This window comes from Paenibacillus sp. S33 (assembly GCF_053615415.1).
In genome coordinates this window covers 4,106,713-4,127,109 of the sequence record NZ_JBSIEZ010000001.1, presented here as the reverse complement: position 1 = coordinate 4,127,109, position 20,397 = coordinate 4,106,713, and the positions used below count along the sequence as shown (strand labels likewise).

Sequence of the window (20,397 nt, the reverse complement as noted above, 5' to 3'; positions counted from 1 at the left end):
CATGGCAGTGCATTCGTAGATTTACATCAGTATGTATTCACTTTAAGACCTGTAGTTCTGTGCATCACATCCTTTGTGTCACAGTTGCTACAGCTCTTTTTTGTTTTGAAAAAGCGCAGCTTACTGCAAAAAGATTGAACAACTTGCTGGAGGGTTTTGGTATGAAGGATGGACTATGGTCCAGAAGTCTCGGTTTCAAGCCCGAGCATCATTGGAAAAAGGAATTAGCCGCTGGGGCCATTTCTTATTTTTCCGTTGTATACATTGTTATGGTTAATGCAACTATTTTGGCAGATGCCGGGATTCCCCTCCAAGGGGCGATGCTCGGGACGCTGCTGACATCGATGATCGGCTGCCTGCTTATGGCTTTTGGTGGGAAATCTCCAATGGTCGTTGTACCCGGGATGGGAATTAATGCTTTTTTCACATATACGCTCGTACATTCTATGAAGCTGAGCTGGCAGGAAGCGCTGATGGTGGTTGCCGTCACAGGGATTTTATTCGCCATTGTGGCTTTTACATCATTGTACAAGCTGATTAGCCAAGCGATTCCCCATAATTTGCAGCACGGAATTACGGTGGGCATTGGGTTGTTTTTAACCTTTATCGGATTGCAAAAAAGCGGCATCGTGATTGCTCATCAGACGACTTTTGTGGCTATTGGCCATTTTAATGATCCCAAGGTAATTACGGCTTGTGTAACGTTGCTGCTCGCTATTGTATTGTTTGTGCGTAACGTTCAGGGAGGTTTACTAATTAGCATTTTGGCGGGAACTGGCCTTGCTTATATACTAGGAGCTGTAGAGCCTACAAGCACGGTACGAACCTCTGAAACGGTGCGACAGTATGGGCAATTGTTTGGAGAGCTTTCCTTTTCAGGCATTGTCTCGGTAGCTTTCTGGATTGCTGTCTTTTTGCTCCTACTCATTGTGCTATTCGAGAATATTGGTATGATTACTGCACAAACCAACATGATTGGAAGACCGGATTTATTTAAAAACAGCTTGCGTGTGTTGGCTGTAACCAATATCTTTGCCGGTATTTTGGGTAGCAGTCCGGCGGTAGCCGCTGCGGAATCGACGGCTGGCATTGCAGCAGGGGGACGCTCGGGAATGACACCGCTGGTAACTGCTATTTTATTCGGAGCGACGTTTTTCTTTATTCCTCTGTTGGCTTATATTCCTGACAGTGCCATTGCGCCCGTGTTGATCATCATTGGGGGGCTAATGGTGCAAAATGTGCGAGAGATGGATTTCAGTGATTTTACTGAAGCGTTTCCTGCATTTCTGATCATGGTGATGATGCCCTTTACTTACAGTATTGTAGACGGGATGGCCTTTGGTTTTATTGCATACCCCGTAGCCAAGCTGGCAGCAGGACGGGGCAAGGAAGTGCCTGTTGCATTATATATCATTTCTGTACTGTTTGTGGCTAACTTTGTGCTTCATTCTCTGGTGTAGTAAACTCGAAGATAGATTGTACTGTTCATACCCGCGCAGAGCGCGGGTGTTGTTGTTTGAACAAGAATGGTCAGACAGGAAGCGAGGTTGATGGCATATGGAAAAAGAACATCATACACACCAAGATGAGCAGGAGGACCAGATGAAGGAAAAACCGGGTAAAAGACCGGATAAGGCTGGCATGGGGCGGTTTATCAAATTGATTGCGAGTGCGCATCCGCCCAAGGCAATTCTGATCATCGCCCTGATTCTGACGCTGATTCAGACCATTGCTGGTTTAATCGTACCCATGATGACCAAAGGGTTGATTGATGGCTTGACCTTTTCTTCACTAAACCGTATGGTCATTGTTGGTCTGCTTGGCGCTTTTGTGCTTCAAGCGGTGGCTTCGGCGGTTTCTATCTATATGTTGAACTATGCCGGGCATAAGATTGTGGCTAATTTGCGCAAACGTTTATGGCATAAAATCTTATCTCTACCTATCCCTTACTTTGATCGGAATCGGTCAGGAGATACGATGAGTCGCGTCACCAATGACACAAGCCTGATTATGAACTTAATTACGGAGTATCTAGTCAATCTGATTTCTAATGTGATCGCAATTATTGGTGGTATTGCATTGTTATTTTATCTGGATTGGGTGATGACGCTCATTATTATGGCCATTGTTCCGCTAACAGCCCTGATTTTATTTCCGGTAGGCAGAAAAATGTACCGCATCTCCAAAAAACAGCAGGATGAGATGGCAGATCTGACCTCAGTGTTGAGTCAGGTTATCGGCGAAATCAGACTGGTGAAGGCCTACGGAACCGAAAGCAGAGAGGCTCAGGCCGGTGAGGATCGTATTTACCGGATGTTCCGCTTCGGTTTGCAAGAGTCACGTATCCTGGCCCTTGTAGGTCCCATTTCTACCTTCTTGCTGACTGCAGTGCTGGTCATTATATTGGGTGTTGGTGGTGTTCGTGTCGCATCGGGTGTGCTGACCGCTGGGGATTTGGTGGCTTTTATTTTGCTGCTGTTTCAGGTGATCACACCGATGGCACAATTCACGACCCTGTATTCACGTCTGCAAAAGGTGGTTGGGGCTACTGAACGGATTCAGACGATTTTAGATCATGAAGAAGAACCGCTCGAGTTGAAGCAGGAAGCGGCAAAAGAGAGCAGAGATATTATACTTCGTGATGTTGCCTTTTCTTATACCGAAGGGGAAGAGGTTCTTCATAATGCGAACTTGGTCATTCCGGCTAACCGGACGACAGCATTCGTGGGACCGAGTGGAAGTGGGAAGTCCACCTTGTTTTCATTGTTGGAACGCTTTTATGTGCCAGATACAGGTGAAATTCGTTATGGAGACGAACCGATATCGTCATATACACTTTCCTCCTGGCGCTCCAAAATTGGTTATGTATCGCAGGAAAGCTCAATGATGACCGGAACGGTCAGAGATAATATTACATATGGCTTGGGGCGCGAAGCTGACTTGGAAGAAGTGAGACGAGCAGCCACGATGGCGTATGCGGATACATTTATTATGGATCTACCTCAAGGCTACAATACTGAGGTGGGAGAACGGGGAATGAAGCTGTCCGGAGGGCAGCGTCAACGGATCGCTATTGCGCGTGCGCTTCTTCGTAGCCCTGACATTCTCATGCTGGATGAGGCTACATCTAGTCTGGACAGCTCATCTGAGCATGAGGTACAGAAGGCCCTAGCGAACTTGATGGAAGGACGCACGACAATTGTCATTGCTCATCGTTTGTCTACAGTGGTTCACTCCGATCAAATTATCGTGTTGGACAAGGGCAAGGTGACCGGTGCAGGAACTCATACGGAGTTATTAGAGTCCCATCAGGTGTACCGTGAGCTGGCTCAAAAGCAGTTTGTGGAGATGGGGGAGAGGAGTATGGAGCATTAGAGGCCGCTGCGCGTGTGATTTGATCCTCCGATCGCTGTTGCCTCTGAATTCCTCTCATTGTAATGAGGACAGGGGGGAATTCAGAGGCAAAGGCGAACGCTCCGCTTCTTCGGATTCAAATCACCCGCTCCACTGGTGCCGCAAAGCTTCATACTTTTGTGAAAGAGTAGGGAAATAGGCGTATTAGGAAATAAGGTTGGATTTTTATGGTTAAATGTGTTACGCTTACTTTCCTTTTTTTGTGTCGGAGCAAGTGAATGCGATGCAGAAATCGAGACTTGATATTCTTAGGAGGTAACTGAAATGGAGAATGAGTTTCAAAGTGCCTATCAAGAAGAACAGCACAGGCTGTCGCTTGCTATGGAGGAAATTGATCGGAGATTGGAACGGCTTCGCAATACGCCGGTGTACACCGGGCATGATTTTACGGAGCAAGTGCTAGAATCGGCACGGGAGGAAAAACGTCAGGCTTTGGCCAAAAGCTCGCAGGAGCCTTATTTTGGTCGTATGGATTTTGACGAACGTGGCAGAGGGCAGCGGAAGCCACTTTATATCGGTAAAATTGGAGTGGAGCGTGAAGAAACGTCAGCGTATCCGCTGGTGATTGATTGGCGCGCACCGATTGCCAGCTTGTTTTATTCATTTACAGGTGGTGAAGAAACTGCGTCCTATGAGGCTCCCGAGGGAACCATTGAGGGCTTGGTCTATCTGAAGCGCAACGTTGTCATTCGGAAAAGAATCCTGGAACGGGTAGCCGATACGTATAATCGTGAAAGCGACGAGCCGGCCGTTTCCGATGAGTTTCTCGTTTATCGTTTGGGAGAAAACAAGGATAACCGTTTACGGGATATCGTATCTACCATTCAGGCGGAGCAGGATCAGATCATCCGTGCGGCTAAAAATACAGCCCTCGTTATTCAGGGGGTGGCGGGTAGTGGCAAGACGACGGTAGCGCTGCATCGGCTCGCATTTTTGCTGTATCAATACAAGGATCAGGTATCGGCCGACAAAATGGTAATTTTCGCACCAAACCATATGTTCCTTGACTATATTTCAGATGTACTTCCAGAGCTGGGGGTCGGGAATATTCAGCAAAGTACATTTGCAGACTGGGCGCTGGATTTGTTGGGTTTGGATTTACCTTTGGCTGATCCTGCCGAAACATTATCTTATTGGTTTGAGAGTGGCAGTCTGAGAAAGGAATCCATGGATGAGGCGCCGGGAAGATTCAAGGGTTCGGTTCATTTTATGGAGCTGCTTCAAGCTTTTGTTGAACGACTGGAGCCCATTTCCGTGCCAGAGGATGATTTTTCACCATGGGATGGGGCGGTGCTACCGCGAGCTGAGATTTTGAATTGGTTCAATGAGGAATATAAGCCTTATCCGCTCGCGAAGCGGAAGGAGCGTGTGCTCGCAAGAGTGCACCGCTGGATTGAAATGGAGCTGAAAAAGTCGCCTTCGGCGGCAGCGCTCAAGGAACGCAAAAAAAAGGCAGGGGCACGTGAAAAGGCATATGCTAAAAAATGGCCACAATATGACGCACTGACGCTCTACAAGCAGCTTTTTCAGGCAGCTAAAGGGTTACCCGCAGATAAGGCTGCGGAGATGAAGGCTTCTCTGCCGCCTGCTATTTTTAAGACCACACAGTCGGATTTGCGAAAACAGATTATCCGTGAAGAAGATCTGACTGCGTTAGTGTATCTTCACGTGCTGATTCATGAGGTAGAATCATCCCAACGTTTTGACCATGTGGTCATTGATGAAGCCCAGGATTTTTCACCTTTTCATATCGCATTGCTGGATTTGTTCGTGAAAGGGCATTCCTTTACGATATTGGGCGATTTATCGCAGGGCATTCATGAATACCGTGGTGTGCATGCGTGGGAGGAAATGAGTTCTCTTTTTGCGCCGGAACATACCGGGTATTTTGCACTTACGCGGAGCTACAGATCAACCTTGGAAATAATAGAATTTGCAAACACGATTTTGGAGCAGGGAGTTCGCGGCGGTATTACGGCAGTTCCGGTATTTCGTAGTGGCGATCCGGTGCGCACCTTGTCTTACGACTCATCCGTGCGTGAGCAGAGTTTGCTCACCGCTCTAAAAGAGCTGTCCTCCAAGGAGTATCGTACTGTTTCTGTGCTGACACGCACCTTAAAAGAGGCTGTGGAACTGCATGAGGTTTTCATAAGCGCGGGGTTGGATGTGAATTTGATTGACGGTGGTAAAAAGCAATATGAAGGTGGTTTGTCGGTACTGCCTGTGTACCTATCCAAAGGTCTGGAGTTCGATGCAGTTATTGTGGCGGATGCCGACCATGAGCATTATGGAGAACGGGCATGGGATGCCAAGCTGCTGTATGTAGGATGTACCCGTGCGCTGCATGAGCTGTGGCTATTGCATGATGGCTCACTTCCTAGTTACGTACAGGCACAGACGGAGTAAGCAGAAAAAGCGTTGTAAAGCATCGCCTGAGTTGTTGTATTCCTTTTTGTTTACTGTTTATCTTAGTGATGGAAATTATGAAGTTATGCCAGTCGAAGAACAGCCACGAAATTCATCTTTCGTCTAAGGCTGTTCTTTCTTTTTTGTAGGCGACTGACTTGTAGATCTACAGCCGTGCCGTGACCATGCTATCTGCAAATTGTTAACGGATATGGTAGAATAAGAGGCGGTTTACACCGTATCAGGATTATAGATGACTTGAATTTTCATGATTTTCAACCGTATGAGCGAACATAATATAGTATATTTTCAAAGAAAAAGAGAAAGTGTTCGTTCATAAACCATAAGGAAGTGAATGAAATGGACTTATTTTCATATTCCCAAGAGTCAACGCCAAGCAATCGGTTGCTTGCGGATCGCTTGCGTCCGACTTCGCTGGATGAATATATTGGACAGGAGCATGTTGTGGGTCCGGGTAAGCTGTTGCGAAGAGCTATAGAGGCAGATCAGGTTTCTTCTATTTTGTTGTACGGACCACCAGGGTGCGGCAAAACAACGCTGGCACATATCATCTCACAACACACGCAAGGCGATTTTGTACGTCTGAATGCTGTAGAAGCATCTGTGAAAGACGTAAGAGAAGTCATTGACCGTGCACAGACGAATAAATCGATGTATGGCAAAAAAACCATTTTGTTTCTCGACGAGGTGCATCGTTTTAACAGTTCACGTCAGGATGCACTGCTGCCTGCGGTGGAAAAGGGCACGATCGTGTTTATTGGCGCCACCACTGAAAATCCCTTTCACTACGTCAACGGCGCTTTAATGAGCCGTTCTACGTTGTTCCAGCTTGAAGCGCTAACGCAGGAGCATTCGCTGGCTGCTATGCGCCGTGCCTTGAGCGATGCGGACAAAGGGCTCGGCTACATGCAGCTTCAGGTAGATGAAGCTGCACTGGCTCACATCGCGTCCATGGCGAACGGTGATATCCGCCGCGCTTTGAACGCGCTGGAACTGGCGGCGCTCACGACGCCTCCGCTGGCAGACGGCACGATTCACGTGACACTGGAAGTCGCAGAGGAATCCATCCGTCGCCCGATTGTCAAAGCAGATGAATCCACGCAGTATGACGTGCTGTCGGCCTTTCACAAAAGCATTCGCGGCTCCAGCGATGCTGCGCTGTTCTGGTTCCTGTACGCCGTAGAAAAGCTCGGCATGGACCCGATGACCTTTATCCGCCGCCTCATCGCGGCAAGCAGTGAGGACATTGGCCTGGCGAACCCGCAGGCAATGGTGCAAGCGGTGAGTGCGCTTGAAGCCTATCGCAATAACGGCTGGCCCGAGGCCAAACTGAACATTGCACAGGCCATTTTGTTCGCTGTGGAAAGCCCCAAATCGAATGCCGTATATACGGCAATTTCACGGGCCATGTCGGCTATGGACGATATCAAATCGGCCGAGGTGCCACTCCATTTGCGTGACGCACACTACAAAGGCTCGGAAAAGCTCGGTCATGTTGGCTATCAATATCCACATAATTATCCGAATCATTATGTGAAGCAGCAATATTTGCCCGATTCGATAGCAGACCAAACCTTCTATCAGGCTACTGAGCAGGGGAATGAGTCCAAAATCAGGCAAAACCAGCGCTGGCGGGATTCACAGTCTTAATATATGTGCGACTTCATATACAGAGTGTGTACGAAATCGTCACGTTACACCATGATCGTGCAAGAGCGAAGAAGGGGATAAGAAGATGAAAGACGTGCTATTCGTTGCCGCGGGCGGAGCGCTTGGAACCTCTACCCGTTATGGCCTGCAATCGCTGCTGCCTGCGGCGGGTGCGGATTTTCCACTTGGTGTGCTGCTAATTAATTGGATCGGCTGCCTGTTTCTTGGTTGGTTCTTTACGGTAACCTTGCGATCATGGCGGATCAAGCCGCGATTGCGACTTGCCATCGGAACAGGCTTTACAGGGGGCTTTACCACCTTTTCCACTTTTGCAGTAGATGCTGTACGCCTCACGGTTCATGATCGTATGCTGACGGCTGTGTTGTACCTGCTGCTTAGCGTAGGCGGAGGGCTGTTTTTGACATGGACAGGTATCCGCCTAGGTACAAAAATGACGCAGGCTGCTCCCAAGGAGGAACGCTTATGATCTGGTGGGCGGCGGCAGGCGGGATTATGGGTACACTGGCGAGATACGGGCTTGGCATGTGGGCCGGAAAGAGGTTCGGTACCGTATTCCCGTGGGGGACGTGGATCATTAACGTCAGCGGTTCATTGCTGCTAGGCTGGCTCTATGGTCAGTTTACGCAAAACCATTTGTCTCCTGCACTCTGGATGCTGCTAGGAACAGGTTTTTGTGGCGGCTACACCACCTTTTCCACATTCGGCTATGAATCTCTTCAACTGATGGAGCGTAAAGAGTACCGACGCATGGCTATGTATGTACTGTCCTCCGTCGTGGTAGGAGTTGTAGCTGCGGCTATCGGATACAGAGTAAGTTAAACTCTATACATTTTCGAAATAACACGTAAAAATGCAATAAAAAGCTTCCAATCTCGACTCAAGGCATTCTCAGCCGTGATACGATTTTGGAAGCTTAGTGCTGTACCTATACAGCTAATTTTTATCTCGTTCTTTATACAATTCAGGTAAAAGGGATTCAAGTTCAGGTCTTGGTTCAGGATCAGACAACTTCATTTCCTCCAGCGTTTGGATGGCAATCCGTAGCACAGTGTAATCCCTATACCAACGGTTGTCTGAAGGAACGACATACCAAGGAGCTTGTTTGGTTGCACTTAGCTCTAATACATCCTCATAATACTGGGTATATTGCTTCCAAAATTTTCGTTCCTGCAAATCACTTGGATCGAGCTTCCAGTTTTTGTGAGGCTTTTCAATTCGATCGATCAGCTTTTCTAACTGAAATTGCTTTGAAATATGTAAAAAGATTTTAACCACCTTTACACCATTATCCAGCAACAACTGTTCAAAATGTTTGATATGCTTAATATTCCGTTTGGCCTGCTTATCGGATATCTGTCCGTGAACACGTGTAATCAGCACATCCTCATAATAAGAACGGTTAAATGCTGCAATATACCCACGTCCTGGGGTAACGGTATGAGCACGCCACAAGAAATCATGACTTAATTCCTCAGCCGTAGGTGATTTAAAGCTGTGGACAGTCACCCCCGCAGGGTTAAGGTTGGAAAATACCTGTTTGATGACGCCATCTTTGCCGCTGCAATCCATACCCTGAAATACAAACAAAACGGATTGTTTTTTCTCTGTAAATAATTTGCTTTGTAATTCCATGAAGCGTTCCTTCAATTGATCTGTTTCCTGTCGGATTTCTTCTTTATTTTTGATATTCTTCGTATCCTTGGGGTCCCATTCTTTCAAAGAAACTTTTTTACCCGGTGTCAACATTCCTAATGAATCAGACATAAAGGCACGCTCCTTTTCAATTGAAGTATGATCTTGTCTACATCATATACCCAAATGAGGATGTTATCAAAAGTTCCTTATGTATTAATGATCTTTCAAGTTAATTCCAAAAGGATTAAATAGGGAATAAGTTAGAGGTCCATTGTAGCGCTCTTATTTAAATATGACGATTCCTATTTAAAATGGGAAGTATATAATTGATTATAAGAGACGTGTATACACCACACCATGGGAAATTTTTTTGCAAGGAATGTTTGCTTAGCATGACAGACATCATAAAGAGCAGATTATGAACTCTTTTTCAATCATTAAATAAAAACATCTTTCATAAAAAAAGTCGCCCCTTCCAAATCTGGAGAGACGACTTTTTTTTAATTCCTACTATATCAATGAAAAATGGTCATTCATTTAAACTGTTTCAGGCTGAAGTTTTTCAACCTTATCAATGGTTCCTCCACCCAGACAGCGTTCCCCATCATAAAATACAACAGCTTGTCCAGGCGTAATGGCCTTTTGATGTACATCGAATATGACATGCACGGTTCCATCGGCAAGCCATTGTAAAGTTACTTGCTGATCAGGTTGGCGATAACGGAACTTGGCTGTGCAACGGAATTCGCCGGACGGACGAGTATCTGCACCTTCAATCCAGTTCACATCTGTTGCAATCAGGCTGGTAGAATACAGGCTGTGATGACGATCACCTTGTACCACATACAGAATATTCTTCTCCAGATCCTTATCCGCTACAAACCACGGTTCACCTGAACCTGAGCCGCCAATGCCCAAGCCTTGTCGTTGACCCAGTGTATAGTACATCAGACCATCGTGGCGTCCTTTGACTTCACCAGTAGCGATATCCACCATGTCTCCACCTTTTGCAGGTAGATATCCACTCAGAAACTCCTTGAAATTACGCTCGCCGATAAAGCATACGCCTGTGCTGTCTTTCTTCTTGGCCGTATACAGTCCCGCAGCTTCCGCAATTTTACGTACTTCTGGTTTCGGCAGATGACCGATGGGAAACATCGCTCGGGACAACTGTGTTTGGCTTAATGCATTTAGGAAATAAGTCTGATCCTTGTTGCTATCCACACCTCGCAGCAAAGTAAAGTGGCCGTCTTCTTCCACAACCCGTGCATAATGTCCAGTAGCAACATAATCTGCTCCCAAATCCAGCGCTTTATTTAGAAACTCGCCGAATTTAATTTCACGGTTACACATGACATCCGGGTTGGGTGTGCGTCCAGCTTTATATTCATCAAGAAAATAGGAGAATACTTTATCGAAGTATTCTTTCTCAAAATTGACGGTATAGTAAGGAATGTCGATCTGTTCACAGACACGGCGCACATCCTCCGCATCCTCCTCAGCCGTACAACGGCCAAATTCATCCGTGTCATCCCAGTTTTTCATGAAGATGCCGATTACGTCATAGCCCTGCTCCTTCAGCAGCAGCGCGGTAACGGATGAGTCGACGCCACCGGACATCCCGACGACGACACGGGTTTCATGATTGGCTTTAGCCATGGTCATCACCCAATTCTTTCAATATTGTTGTAGAACCCACCTATTGTAACATAAACGATAATAAGATACGATGTTTGGACGATCCAACGACACGGCGAACGATGGAAGAAAGCTATATAAAATGGGCTAAAGCTGTTCCAAATCGCCCGAAAGCAACTTTTTTTAAGATTGTTACCGTAATGTTTCCCTTTACCTGCCCTAATATGTTAACATAAGCTGAGGGTTAGGATCGGAATAGAGAGGTTTACAACACCAGTTATTCCGCGTGTTTAACGGAATTGTTACTATAAGTGAGGTGGCACAATTGAAAATATCAACGAAGGGCCGTTACGGCCTGACCATTATGATGGAACTTGCAGCCAGGTTTGGCGAAGGCCCAACTTCTTTGAAAAGTATTGCCGAAAAAAACCAGCTGTCAGAGCATTATCTGGAACAGCTCATCGCGCCTTTGCGTAATGCAGGTTTGGTAAAAAGTATCCGTGGTGCTTACGGCGGTTATATTTTGGCGAATGAACCGGCAGGAGTAACAGCGGGAGACATCATTCGTGTACTGGAAGGTCCGATTTCTCCGGTAGATTTCACGGAAGAAGACGATCCGGCAAAACGTCAGCTGTGGCTGCGAATTCGTGACAGCATCGCTGAAGTGTTGGATTCTACTACACTTAAGGACTTGATCACATACCAAGAACATGATGAATTGGACAATTACATGTTCTATATTTGAGGTGGATTAACATGAACAGAATTTATCTGGATCATGCCGCATCGACTCCTATGCATCCTGAGGTTGCGCAGACTATGATGGACATCATGACCGGCCAATTTGGCAACGCTTCGAGCGTTCATGCTTTTGGTCGCGATGCCAAGCGCACCGTCAGCGCTGCTCGGGATGCCGTTGCGGCCTCTTTGGGCTGCAAGCCTGAAGAAATTATATTTACGAGCGGAGGGACAGAAAGCGATAATCTGGCCCTGTTTGGGACGGCTACGGCAGACGGCCGTACTTCCGGGCATATGATTACAACCGCAGTTGAACATCACGCAGTGCTTCATGCTTGTGATGAGCTGGAAAAAGCGGGGTATGAGGTGACTTATGTCCCGGTCAACGATTTTGGACGCGTGAACCCTGCGGATATCGAGGCTGCCATTCGACCGGACACTTTTTTGATCAGTATGATGTATGCCAACAATGAGGTGGGCGTCATTCAGCCGATCTCAGAAGTAGGGCAGATTGCGAGAGAACATGGCATTGTATTTCATGTAGATGCGGTTCAAGCTTTCGGTCACATACCCATCGACTGCGGCAATCTCCCGATTGACTTACTGAGTGTGTCGGGTCATAAGATTAACGGACCACAAGGGGTGGGTGCATTATATATCCGTCAGGGTACACGCATTCAGCCGCTAATGCATGGGGGTCTTCAGGAGAAGAAACGGCGTGCCGGAACAGAAAACATCGCTGGTATTGCGGGTCTGGCTAAAGCCGCAACTCTTGCTAATAGTTCCATTGAGGAGCGTGAGGCGCACGATACGGTTCTTCGTCAGACATTGCTTAAAGGGTTGGAAGACACTCTGGGTAGCCAAAATTTTGTGATTAACGGTGATCCTGAACATTCTTTACTTAATGTACTCAATGTTAGCTTTCCGGCCATTGGTACAGAGACCATGTTGATGAACCTTGACATGGAAGGAATCGCAGCAGCAAGCGGATCAGCCTGTACTTCCGGATCTCTAGAGCTATCGCATGTATTGCAGGCGATGGATCTTCCTGAAGATGTTTTACATTCAGCGATTCGGTTTAGCTTCGGATTGGGTAATACTACGGAAGAAATGGAATACACGGCCAAGAAAATTGAAACCATATGGAAGCGGCTACGTACTAGGTACTAGGGATTTCTCCGCATTTTAATAAGAAGGGAGGGGCGGTTTTCCATTTCATTGCATGAACGGAAGCAAGGTCTGACAGGCATGTAGGAAAATGACCGCACCTTCGTTCGGATTGCAGAATGAGGAGGTACCCTATAATATGAAGCTTCAAGATATGATCGGACTTGCCGTTTTCGATGTGGAGGACGGGAAGCAGATTGGCAAAATACATGACTTTATGGTGACAGCTGATTGGCGAATCACAGGGATCGAGTTGGAAGGAAAAGGGCTTTTTTCTTCTCACGTGAAAATGGTTGCTTGGGATGACATCGTTGCTTACGGTGAGGATGCGATCATGATTCGCAATCAGCAGGCTGTCCGTAAAACGGAGGCCCATGATATACAACATACGTACTTGCTTGGACCCGGTAAACTGAAGGATCTATCCGTGCTAACAGAGGAAGGGCTTATGCTCGGGCACATCTCGGATGTTTATTTTGACCAGGAAATGGGCAATAACATAATAGGCTTGGAAATCAGCGATGGTTTTGTATCGGATATTATAGAAGGGCGGAAATGGCTGCCCTGCACCGAAGATATGTCCATCGGGGAAAATGCCGTTATGGTTCCCCCGTTAAGCGAGCAGCGTCTGGAAAAAGCCATATATTCTGTTAATGGATAGGGTGAGTTTATTGAGATGTCCGAATTGTAATTCCAAAGATATCGGCAAAATCGGCTCCCATCAATTTTATTGCTGGGGATGCTTTATCGAACTTCAGGTGAATGGTGAAAAAATGTCTGTCTACCAAGTGGAAGAGGATGGAACGCTCAGTTCGCTGGACGACCTATTCTTTGGAGACGAGATGGCACAACAGGACTTGCCGCAAATTCATGCTTCTTCCTAAGCTTGACACCGGAAGTGGACAGGCTGCTACTAAGAGGTGTGATCTACATACGGCTTAGTAGGTTGGATAACGCTTGATAAAAAACAACGAAGAGGGTGCCCCGAACAGCCATATGGCCGTTTGGGGCACCCTCTTTTGTATACCATATTTATGAAGATGGTTAGTTTTACAATTTAAAGCGTTTGACCTCTTCCAATAGAAGATCAGCGTGAGAATCGAGTTTGGCAGAAAGGTCGGCAATATTGTTCATGGCATGACCTTGTTCTTGTACAGAAGAAGCCACTTCCTCTGTAGATGCTGCACTTTGTTCAGAAACAGCGACAACGCTGGAAATGACATCGGAAATATGTCCAGCATTCACACGGAGATGATCTGCAGCGGCGGTAACGTCCTCAATTTGGGCAAGCATATGCTGAGAAGCCCCACGAATGGATTCAAACGCCTGTCTCGTTGCAATGGCAGCATGCTCCTGTTCTACAGTTACAGCAAGTGCTTTCTTCATTTCCTCTGCGCTTTGAACTCCTGCAATTTTAATTTCTTCCAGCTTCCTCATGATACTGTCACTGGAACTGCCCGCTTGCTCAGCCAGCTTTCTCACTTCTCCCGCGACGACAGCAAAACCTCGTCCGTGTTCCCCGGCCCGTGCTGCTTCGATAGTTGCATTGAGGGCCAGCAGGTTTGTTTGTGCGGCGATATCGTGGATGGCCCCGGCCAGCCGCTCAATATCCTGAGTTTTCAGCGCGAGCGAATCTACGGCTTCTCCTGCCGCAGTCGTCGTTTGTCTGGACTCGGCGGCCAGTTTCGCTTGGCGTTCTGCTGTTTCATACCCTGCAAGCACGGCAGAATCTGTTTCAAATACGGCAGTTTGGGTCCGTTTGACACTTTCGCCAATCTGGTCGATGGAGCCTGTCATGTGAGTCAGCTTCTCAGAGCCGGAATATACAGCCTCAGCTTGATCGCTCGCTCCATGGGCAAGCTCCTGAACTGCACTGGAGATTTGTGACGCGATGGTTCCAGTATCTTTGGCGTGTTGATGCATATCATGGGAGGCTGAGCTGACATCACCAGCAGTATCTGATACCTTGCGCAACAGGTGAGAGAGATTATCAGACATGATATTAAAATCTGTTCCCAGGCTGGCAATTTCATCTTTACCCTTAACATCTACGCGAGCGGTCATATCACCTTCAGCTATACGTTTGACATTCGCTTGGAGTCTGCGAATCGGCTTAATAAAGTTGTTTGCCGCCCAGATTGCCAGCAGCATAGCGACGACCAAGATGATAGCAACCGTAATAATCAACGTATTACGAGTGGAGTAATACTCCTGAAAAGCAATTTCTTTGGAAATAGACAACCCTACAATCCAGCCTGTGCTAGGCATCTTTTTAAAATAAAGCTGACGGTCACTTCCATTGTAGCTATAGTCTGTTCTTCCCGAAGCTGCGCTCAGCAGGTCCGCGGTTGATGAGCCCAACTCGGGGGTGTCCTTGAGGTTTTTGCCAGCCAGCTTGTTGTCTGGGTGCGCGATCACGGCTCCATTTTGGTCAATCAGAAATGCGTAGCCCAATCCGTTCAGGTTTATGCTTTGAATCATTTTTGTCATATCGTTGAGCATAATATCTTCGCTGACTACCCCGGTGATAGAATCGTTGGAATCCTTAAGAGGCTTAGCAATGGAAATGGTAAAGTCCTTGCTACCTGCATCAATGTATGGGGACGAGTAATACATTTCCCCCTTGGTTTTGGCATCCTTGTACCACGGCCGAGCGCGAGGATCATAACCTGCTTCAAACCAGCCAGATCCATCCCAGTAGGCCCCATCTTCAAAGCCTGCGTAAATATTGGAAATATTTTGATCTTTATAGTTTTGAAAGGCTGCTTTCAGAGATACGGCTTTGGCATCTGATGAAATATCGCTGGATTCCAGGCCTGCAGCCAATGTTTCAATAATTTTGGCGTTACCACCTATCCATCCGTCGAGCTGATTGACGGTTTCGGAGGCTTTGCTGTTCATAAGCTCTTGGATATCATGGTTGGCCTGATTTTTAACGCTTGTCATGCTAATGACGGACAAAGGCCCCGCTGCAACGATAACAATGCAAGTGAAAAGGAGAATTAGCTTGATTTTTAAGTTCATGTAACGACCCCCCGGTGTTTCAGAAATGTGAAAGCTTAATATAGTGCTTTGTACTTATATCGTCAGATAGATTTGAATTTGTTAATCATTTTCAATTGTTTTCATTCTTTCTTCATAATCATTATAGAAAGTTTTTCCAAGTTAAGGCCTCCAGAGTCAGGTGAAGGATTAAAGCAGAGGTACAGGCATATACTTAAAGGAGGCTAGTCCGGTAAGGAGGCACGAAATGGAGCAATTAACGAAAAGTAGACTGTTCCGATATGGAATATGGACGCTGCTGGGACTTGTCATTCTATATTTTATCTGGCTGCTGCGACCTTTGTTTTTGCATTTGTATGAATTTCTGAAAACAATCATTGCCCCGTTTGCGATAGCGATGATCATCTCCTATGTACTTAATCCCGTTGTCAGTATGCTGGGCGGTCGCAAGGTGCCTCGAAGCGTAGCTGTGCTGCTCATCTATGCTGTATTTTTGGCCAGTCTCGTTGTGATTCTGATGAACCTGATTCCGATGTTCATTGAACAACTGGATGAGCTGAATGAGCATCTGCCTGAGCTGACCATGCATGCACAGGGATTAATGACGAATATGGATAGCGGCATTTTGCCCCAAGGGGTGCGAACGGGTATGAATCAATGGTTTTTCCAACTAGAGAATCGGATGGCAACAGGAATTTCTACCTTTATGGATAACATCGGCGGGATGATCAACATGCTGTTCAATGTATTCATTGTACCGTTCCTCATTTTTTATATTTTGAAAGATTTTGATGTGTTCGAGCGGACGATTGTGTCTTACCTCCCACGTTCTCGTCGTAAGGCGATTGTAACGGTACTTAAGGAAATTGATCAGGCGCTTGGCAACTATGTCAGGGGACAATTACTGGTATGCGTCATTATTGGCGTGCTGGCTTATCTCGGATATATGCTGATTGGCATGCCTTATGCGCTGTTGCTGGCAGGAGTGGTGGCGGTTTTTAACATCGTTCCATATTTGGGGCCCTTTTTGGGAGCCGCTCCGGCAGTAATCATGGCTTCTACAATATCCTTCAAAATGGTGCTTTTTGTCGTGGTCGTTAACACTTGTATTCAAGTGTTGGAGAGTAATGTCATCTCTCCCCAGGTGGTGGGACGAACGTTGCATCTGCATCCGATAGCCATTATTTTCGCTCTGCTAGTGGGTGGGGAAATTGCGGGAATTACCGGCTTGATTTTAGCGGTTCCCGTGATGGCGGTTTTAAAGGTAGGACTTCAGCATTTTTTTGCTTATTATGTGAAGCGGAAAACAATCTGATTTTGTCCATACACCGTATGTATCTTGTCTGAAATCGCGTTGACACGGCTAAATGACACGGATATACTGAATTGAGTATGTTTAAATGTGTTTATCCAGTAGGGAAAGCTCATTTCGAAGTGCGGGCTGAACCCGCCGGGATGCTCCCGTTACCAGTGAAAACAAGGCGATCGATCGTCCGTTAAGCAAATGTTGGTGTGCAGCTTGCGCATGGGCATTTCGTACAGAGGGGACGGCGTTAACCAGGGTGGTACCGCGATACAATCGTCCCTGATCCGTTCAGGGGCGTTTTTCTGTTTTTTTATGGCCAGTGCCAGGAACCAGTGACACCATAATTAGGAGGCTACTTATATGAAAGCTAGTGAAATCCGCTCCAAATGGCTGGAGTTTTTTGAAAGCAAGGGACATGTGATTGAACCAAGCGCACCGCTTGTTCCACATAAAGATCCTTCCCTGCTGTGGATTAATGCGGGTATGGCGCCGCTTAAGCCTTATTTTGACGGACGTGTGAAGCCGGAGAATCCACGTATTGCTAATTCGCAAAAATGTATCCGGACGAACGACATTGAGAATGTCGGTAAAACGCGCCGTCATCATACTTTTTTCGAAATGCTCGGCAACTTTTCCATTGGTGACTATTTTAAGGAAGAAGTCATTACATGGGCATGGGAGTTTCTGACGGACCCGAAATGGATTGGTTTTGATCCGGAACGTCTGGCTGTAACTGTGTATCCTGAGGATGAGGAAGCGTACAAGCTGTGGAACGAAAAAGTTGGACTTCCTGCCGAACGTATCATCAAACTGGAAGATAACTTCTGGGATATCGGTGAAGGCCCTTGTGGACCTTGTACGGAAATCTTTTATGATCGTGGCGAAGCCTACGGCAGCGACATGACGGACCCTGAAATGTATCCAGGGGGAGAAAATGAGCGTTATCTGGAAGTGTGGAACCTCGTATTCTCACAATTCAACCATAACAAAGACGGCAGCTATACGCCGCTTCCAAACAAAAATATTGATACAGGGGCTGGATTAGAGCGTTTTGCATCCATTTTGCAAAATGTGGATTCCAACTTTGATACGGATATCTTCCAGCCAATAATCCAAAAAACAGCGGCGATGGCAGGAGTCAAATATAACGAAAATGTGGACAGTGATGTGGCTCTAAAGGTTATTGCTGACCATGTCCGCACCGTAGCTTTTGCAATTGGTGACGGTGTGCTGCCTTCTAATGAAGGACGGGGTTACGTGATCCGCCGTTTGCTGCGTCGGGCTGTGCGCTATGGAAAAATGCTCGGCATGAACCGTCCATTTATGTTTGAGCTGGTGGAAACCGTTGGGGATGTCATGGGTGTGTATTACCCTGAGGTAGTGGACAAGCGTGATTTCATCATCAAAGTGATCAAAACGGAAGAGGAACGCTTCCATGAAACACTGACAGATGGATTGGCCATTTTGTCCGATATCAGTGCTCAGGCGAAAGCCGAAGGTCGCAATGTCATTAGCGGAGCAGATGCCTTCAAACTGTATGATACGTACGGGTTCCCGTTCGATCTCACAGAGGATTATGCGGACGAGCAAGGCTTGAAAGTAGACCGTGAAGGTTTTGATGAAGCGATGCAGGAGCAACGCAAACGTGCCCGTGATGCTCATCAGGACAGCGCCAGCATGAAGATTCAGGGCGGAGCTTTGTCCGATCTGGCGGTTAAAAGTGAATTTGTTGGATATAATGACCTCATAACTGAGTCTAAAATTGTGGCGATTGTATATGAAGATGCACTGGTGGACAGTGTTAGTGAAGGGCAGTCTTGTCAGGTCGTGCTGGATGTGACTCCTTTCTATGCCGAAAGCGGAGGACAAGTCAGTGACCAAGGCTTGCTGCGTGGAGGTACGGTAACCGCGAAGGTCGAAGGGCTGTTTAAGGCGCCACAAGGTCAGCATGTGCATCAGGTTGTTGTAGAAGCCGGTGAGCTGAACGTTGGCGATACGGTGAAAGCAGAAGTAGATCAAGCTTCACGTGGAGAAATTGAGAAAAACCATACGGCTACACATTTGCTTCACAAAGCGCTTAAAGAGGTACTGGGTGACCATGTCAATCAGGCGGGTTCTTTGGTAGAGCCTGGGCGTCTGCGTTTTGACTTCTCCCATTTTGGAAGCATTACACCAGAAGAGCTGGCGGATATTGAACTGCGTGTAAACCGTGCCATCTGGAGCCAACTCGACGTTAATATTGAACTGAAACCGATTGATGAAGCCAAGGCTCTCGGAGCAATGGCGCTGTTCGGTGAAAAGTATGGAGATATCGTACGGGTCGTTAAGGTAGGCGATTATAGCATTGAACTATGCGGTGGCTGTCATGTCAGCAATACTTCGCAAATTGGCTTGTTCAAGCTTGTCAGCGAGAGCGGCATTGGATCAGGTGTACGTCGTATTGAAGCGGTGACCGGACGTTTTGGCTTTGAATATATGGAAGGTCAATTAGAGCTGTTGAAGGTGTCGGCTGGGCTTGTAAAATCCAAGCTGTCTGAGGTACCTAAGCGTATCGAATCTTTGCAGCAACAAATTAAAGACCTCAGTCGTGAAAATGAATCGCTGCAAAGCAAGCTGAGCGTTATTGAGGCAGGCCAGCTGACCGATCAGGTCGTGCAAGCAGGCGGGGTGCAGCTGTTGGCTGCACGCGTGCAGGCTTCCAGCATGGATGCGTTGCGTGCGATTGCTGATGAACTGAAAGGGAAACTTCCGGCTGCTGTATTGGTGCTCGGCGCTGCAATGGACGACAAAGTTAATTTTGTCGTAGCAGTTCCGGCAGAGCATACCAAGGCTGGACTTCATGCAGGCAAGCTCGTGAAAGAAATTGCTGCCGTATGCGGTGGCGGTGGTGGCGGACGACCTGACATGGCGCAAGCCGGTGGTAAGGATGCCAGCAAGCTGGACGAAGCACTTCAACGTGCGCATGAACTGGTGTCGGCAGCCTCACAAGGATAAAGTTCGATAATTTTTGCGGATTTTTGGGAAAAAACGGGCTTAGATATTTCCTTGTAGGGCTTTGCTTATGGTATGATGTAAAAGAATAAGCTGGCATAAACATGTACACATGTTTTGTGGAAGCGAGGTGTCAACAATGGATTCCATGGACAAAACGGTCAAATTTAATGTCAAGGCAGATGAGAAGGAAGCTTCTGCTCAGGAGATTTTGTTGACCGTATATGATGCGCTGGTGGAAAAAGAATACAATCCGATCAATCAAATCGTCGGCTATTTGCTATCCGGTGATCCGGCTTATGTGCCACGGCATAATAATGCCAGAAGCCTGGTACGTAAAAAAGAGCGCGATGAGTTGATTGAAGAATTGGTTCGTTTCTATCTCGCCAAGCACCGTTAGGAGACAG

At 46.9% G+C, this 20,397-nt stretch carries 16 protein-coding genes; 13 read left to right on the top strand and 3 right to left on the bottom strand.

Features of this window, described 5'->3' with window-relative positions:
* The first annotated feature begins 161 nt into the window (after window positions 1-161).
* The 6 genes from ACWGXJ_RS18720 to crcB (ACWGXJ_RS18695) all read left to right on the top strand — a co-directional run bounded on the left by ACWGXJ_RS18720 (window position 162) and on the right by crcB (ACWGXJ_RS18695) (window position 8,331).
* Window positions 162-1,460, top strand: a complete 1,299-nt coding sequence (locus tag ACWGXJ_RS18720; protein WP_061829368.1) for an NCS2 family permease — start codon at window positions 162-164, stop codon at window positions 1,458-1,460.
* A 97-nt stretch (window positions 1,461-1,557) separates the two neighbouring features.
* A complete protein-coding gene (locus ACWGXJ_RS18715; RefSeq protein WP_250260598.1) occupies window positions 1,558-3,375 on the top strand; it encodes an ABC transporter ATP-binding protein in 1,818 nt (605 codons plus the stop codon).
* Between the two features lie 303 nt (window positions 3,376-3,678).
* Window positions 3,679-5,820 (top strand): HelD family protein, encoded by a 2,142-nt coding sequence (locus ACWGXJ_RS18710; protein WP_452567376.1) that lies wholly within the window; start codon window positions 3,679-3,681, stop codon window positions 5,818-5,820.
* Window positions 5,821-6,180: 360 nt separating this feature from the next.
* Window positions 6,181-7,491: a replication-associated recombination protein A gene (locus ACWGXJ_RS18705; RefSeq protein WP_023989915.1), complete on the top strand. Its 1,311-nt coding sequence runs from the start codon at window positions 6,181-6,183 to the stop codon at window positions 7,489-7,491.
* An 85-nt stretch (window positions 7,492-7,576) separates the two neighbouring features.
* A complete protein-coding gene (gene crcB / locus ACWGXJ_RS18700) occupies window positions 7,577-7,978 on the top strand; it encodes a fluoride efflux transporter CrcB (RefSeq protein ID WP_023989914.1) in 402 nt (133 codons plus the stop codon).
* Window positions 7,975-8,331: a fluoride efflux transporter CrcB gene (crcB, locus tag ACWGXJ_RS18695; RefSeq protein ID WP_235308656.1), complete on the top strand. Its 357-nt coding sequence runs from the start codon at window positions 7,975-7,977 to the stop codon at window positions 8,329-8,331. The genes crcB (ACWGXJ_RS18700) and crcB (ACWGXJ_RS18695) overlap by 4 nt, the downstream gene beginning before the upstream one ends.
* Before the next feature lie 114 nt (window positions 8,332-8,445).
* On the opposite strand, the gene ACWGXJ_RS18690 is transcribed toward crcB (ACWGXJ_RS18695), so the two are convergent.
* Window positions 8,446-9,276, bottom strand: coding sequence for a PPK2 family polyphosphate kinase (locus ACWGXJ_RS18690; protein WP_250266494.1), 831 nt, complete (start codon window positions 9,274-9,276; stop codon window positions 8,446-8,448).
* Between the two features lie 408 nt (window positions 9,277-9,684).
* Window positions 9,685-10,806, bottom strand: a complete 1,122-nt coding sequence (mnmA, locus tag ACWGXJ_RS18685) for a tRNA 2-thiouridine(34) synthase MnmA (RefSeq protein ID WP_165178721.1) — start codon at window positions 10,804-10,806, stop codon at window positions 9,685-9,687.
* 304 nt (window positions 10,807-11,110) lie between these two features.
* Between mnmA and cymR the strand changes: the two genes are divergently transcribed.
* The 4 genes from cymR to ACWGXJ_RS18665 all read left to right on the top strand — a co-directional run bounded on the left by cymR (window position 11,111) and on the right by ACWGXJ_RS18665 (window position 13,574).
* Entirely contained in the window at window positions 11,111-11,530 is a 420-nt protein-coding gene (gene cymR, locus ACWGXJ_RS18680; RefSeq protein WP_013311532.1) for a cysteine metabolism transcriptional regulator CymR, read from the top strand.
* An 11-nt stretch (window positions 11,531-11,541) separates the two neighbouring features.
* Window positions 11,542-12,693 carry a cysteine desulfurase family protein gene (locus ACWGXJ_RS18675; RefSeq protein WP_452567375.1) on the top strand — a complete coding sequence of 384 codons (1,152 nt, stop codon included), beginning with the start codon at window positions 11,542-11,544 and terminating at the stop codon, window positions 12,691-12,693.
* 136 nt (window positions 12,694-12,829) lie between these two features.
* Complete coding sequence (locus ACWGXJ_RS18670; protein WP_013311530.1) at window positions 12,830-13,351, top strand: PRC-barrel domain-containing protein; 522 nt, start codon at window positions 12,830-12,832, stop codon at window positions 13,349-13,351.
* A gap of 10 nt (window positions 13,352-13,361) precedes the next feature.
* Window positions 13,362-13,574, top strand: coding sequence for a hypothetical protein (locus ACWGXJ_RS18665; RefSeq protein ID WP_013311529.1), 213 nt, complete (start codon window positions 13,362-13,364; stop codon window positions 13,572-13,574).
* Between the two features lie 166 nt (window positions 13,575-13,740).
* Here ACWGXJ_RS18665 and ACWGXJ_RS18660 read toward each other — a convergent pair whose 3' ends face one another.
* Window positions 13,741-15,714 (bottom strand): methyl-accepting chemotaxis protein, encoded by a 1,974-nt coding sequence (locus ACWGXJ_RS18660; protein ID WP_452567374.1) that lies wholly within the window; start codon window positions 15,712-15,714, stop codon window positions 13,741-13,743.
* 226 nt (window positions 15,715-15,940) lie between these two features.
* Here ACWGXJ_RS18660 and ACWGXJ_RS18655 point away from each other — a divergent pair, with 226 nt between their 5' ends.
* From ACWGXJ_RS18655 to ACWGXJ_RS18645, 3 genes are all read left to right on the top strand, one after another.
* On the top strand, window positions 15,941-17,008 hold the full coding sequence (locus ACWGXJ_RS18655; RefSeq protein WP_452567373.1) for an AI-2E family transporter: 1,068 nt from the start codon (window positions 15,941-15,943) through the stop codon (window positions 17,006-17,008).
* Window positions 17,009-17,359: 351 nt separating this feature from the next.
* A complete protein-coding gene (gene alaS / locus ACWGXJ_RS18650) occupies window positions 17,360-19,993 on the top strand; it encodes an alanine--tRNA ligase (RefSeq protein WP_446675471.1) in 2,634 nt (877 codons plus the stop codon).
* A gap of 136 nt (window positions 19,994-20,129) precedes the next feature.
* Window positions 20,130-20,390, top strand: coding sequence for an IreB family regulatory phosphoprotein (locus ACWGXJ_RS18645; protein WP_007431624.1), 261 nt, complete (start codon window positions 20,130-20,132; stop codon window positions 20,388-20,390).
* The last annotated feature ends 7 nt before the right edge of the window (window positions 20,391-20,397 follow it).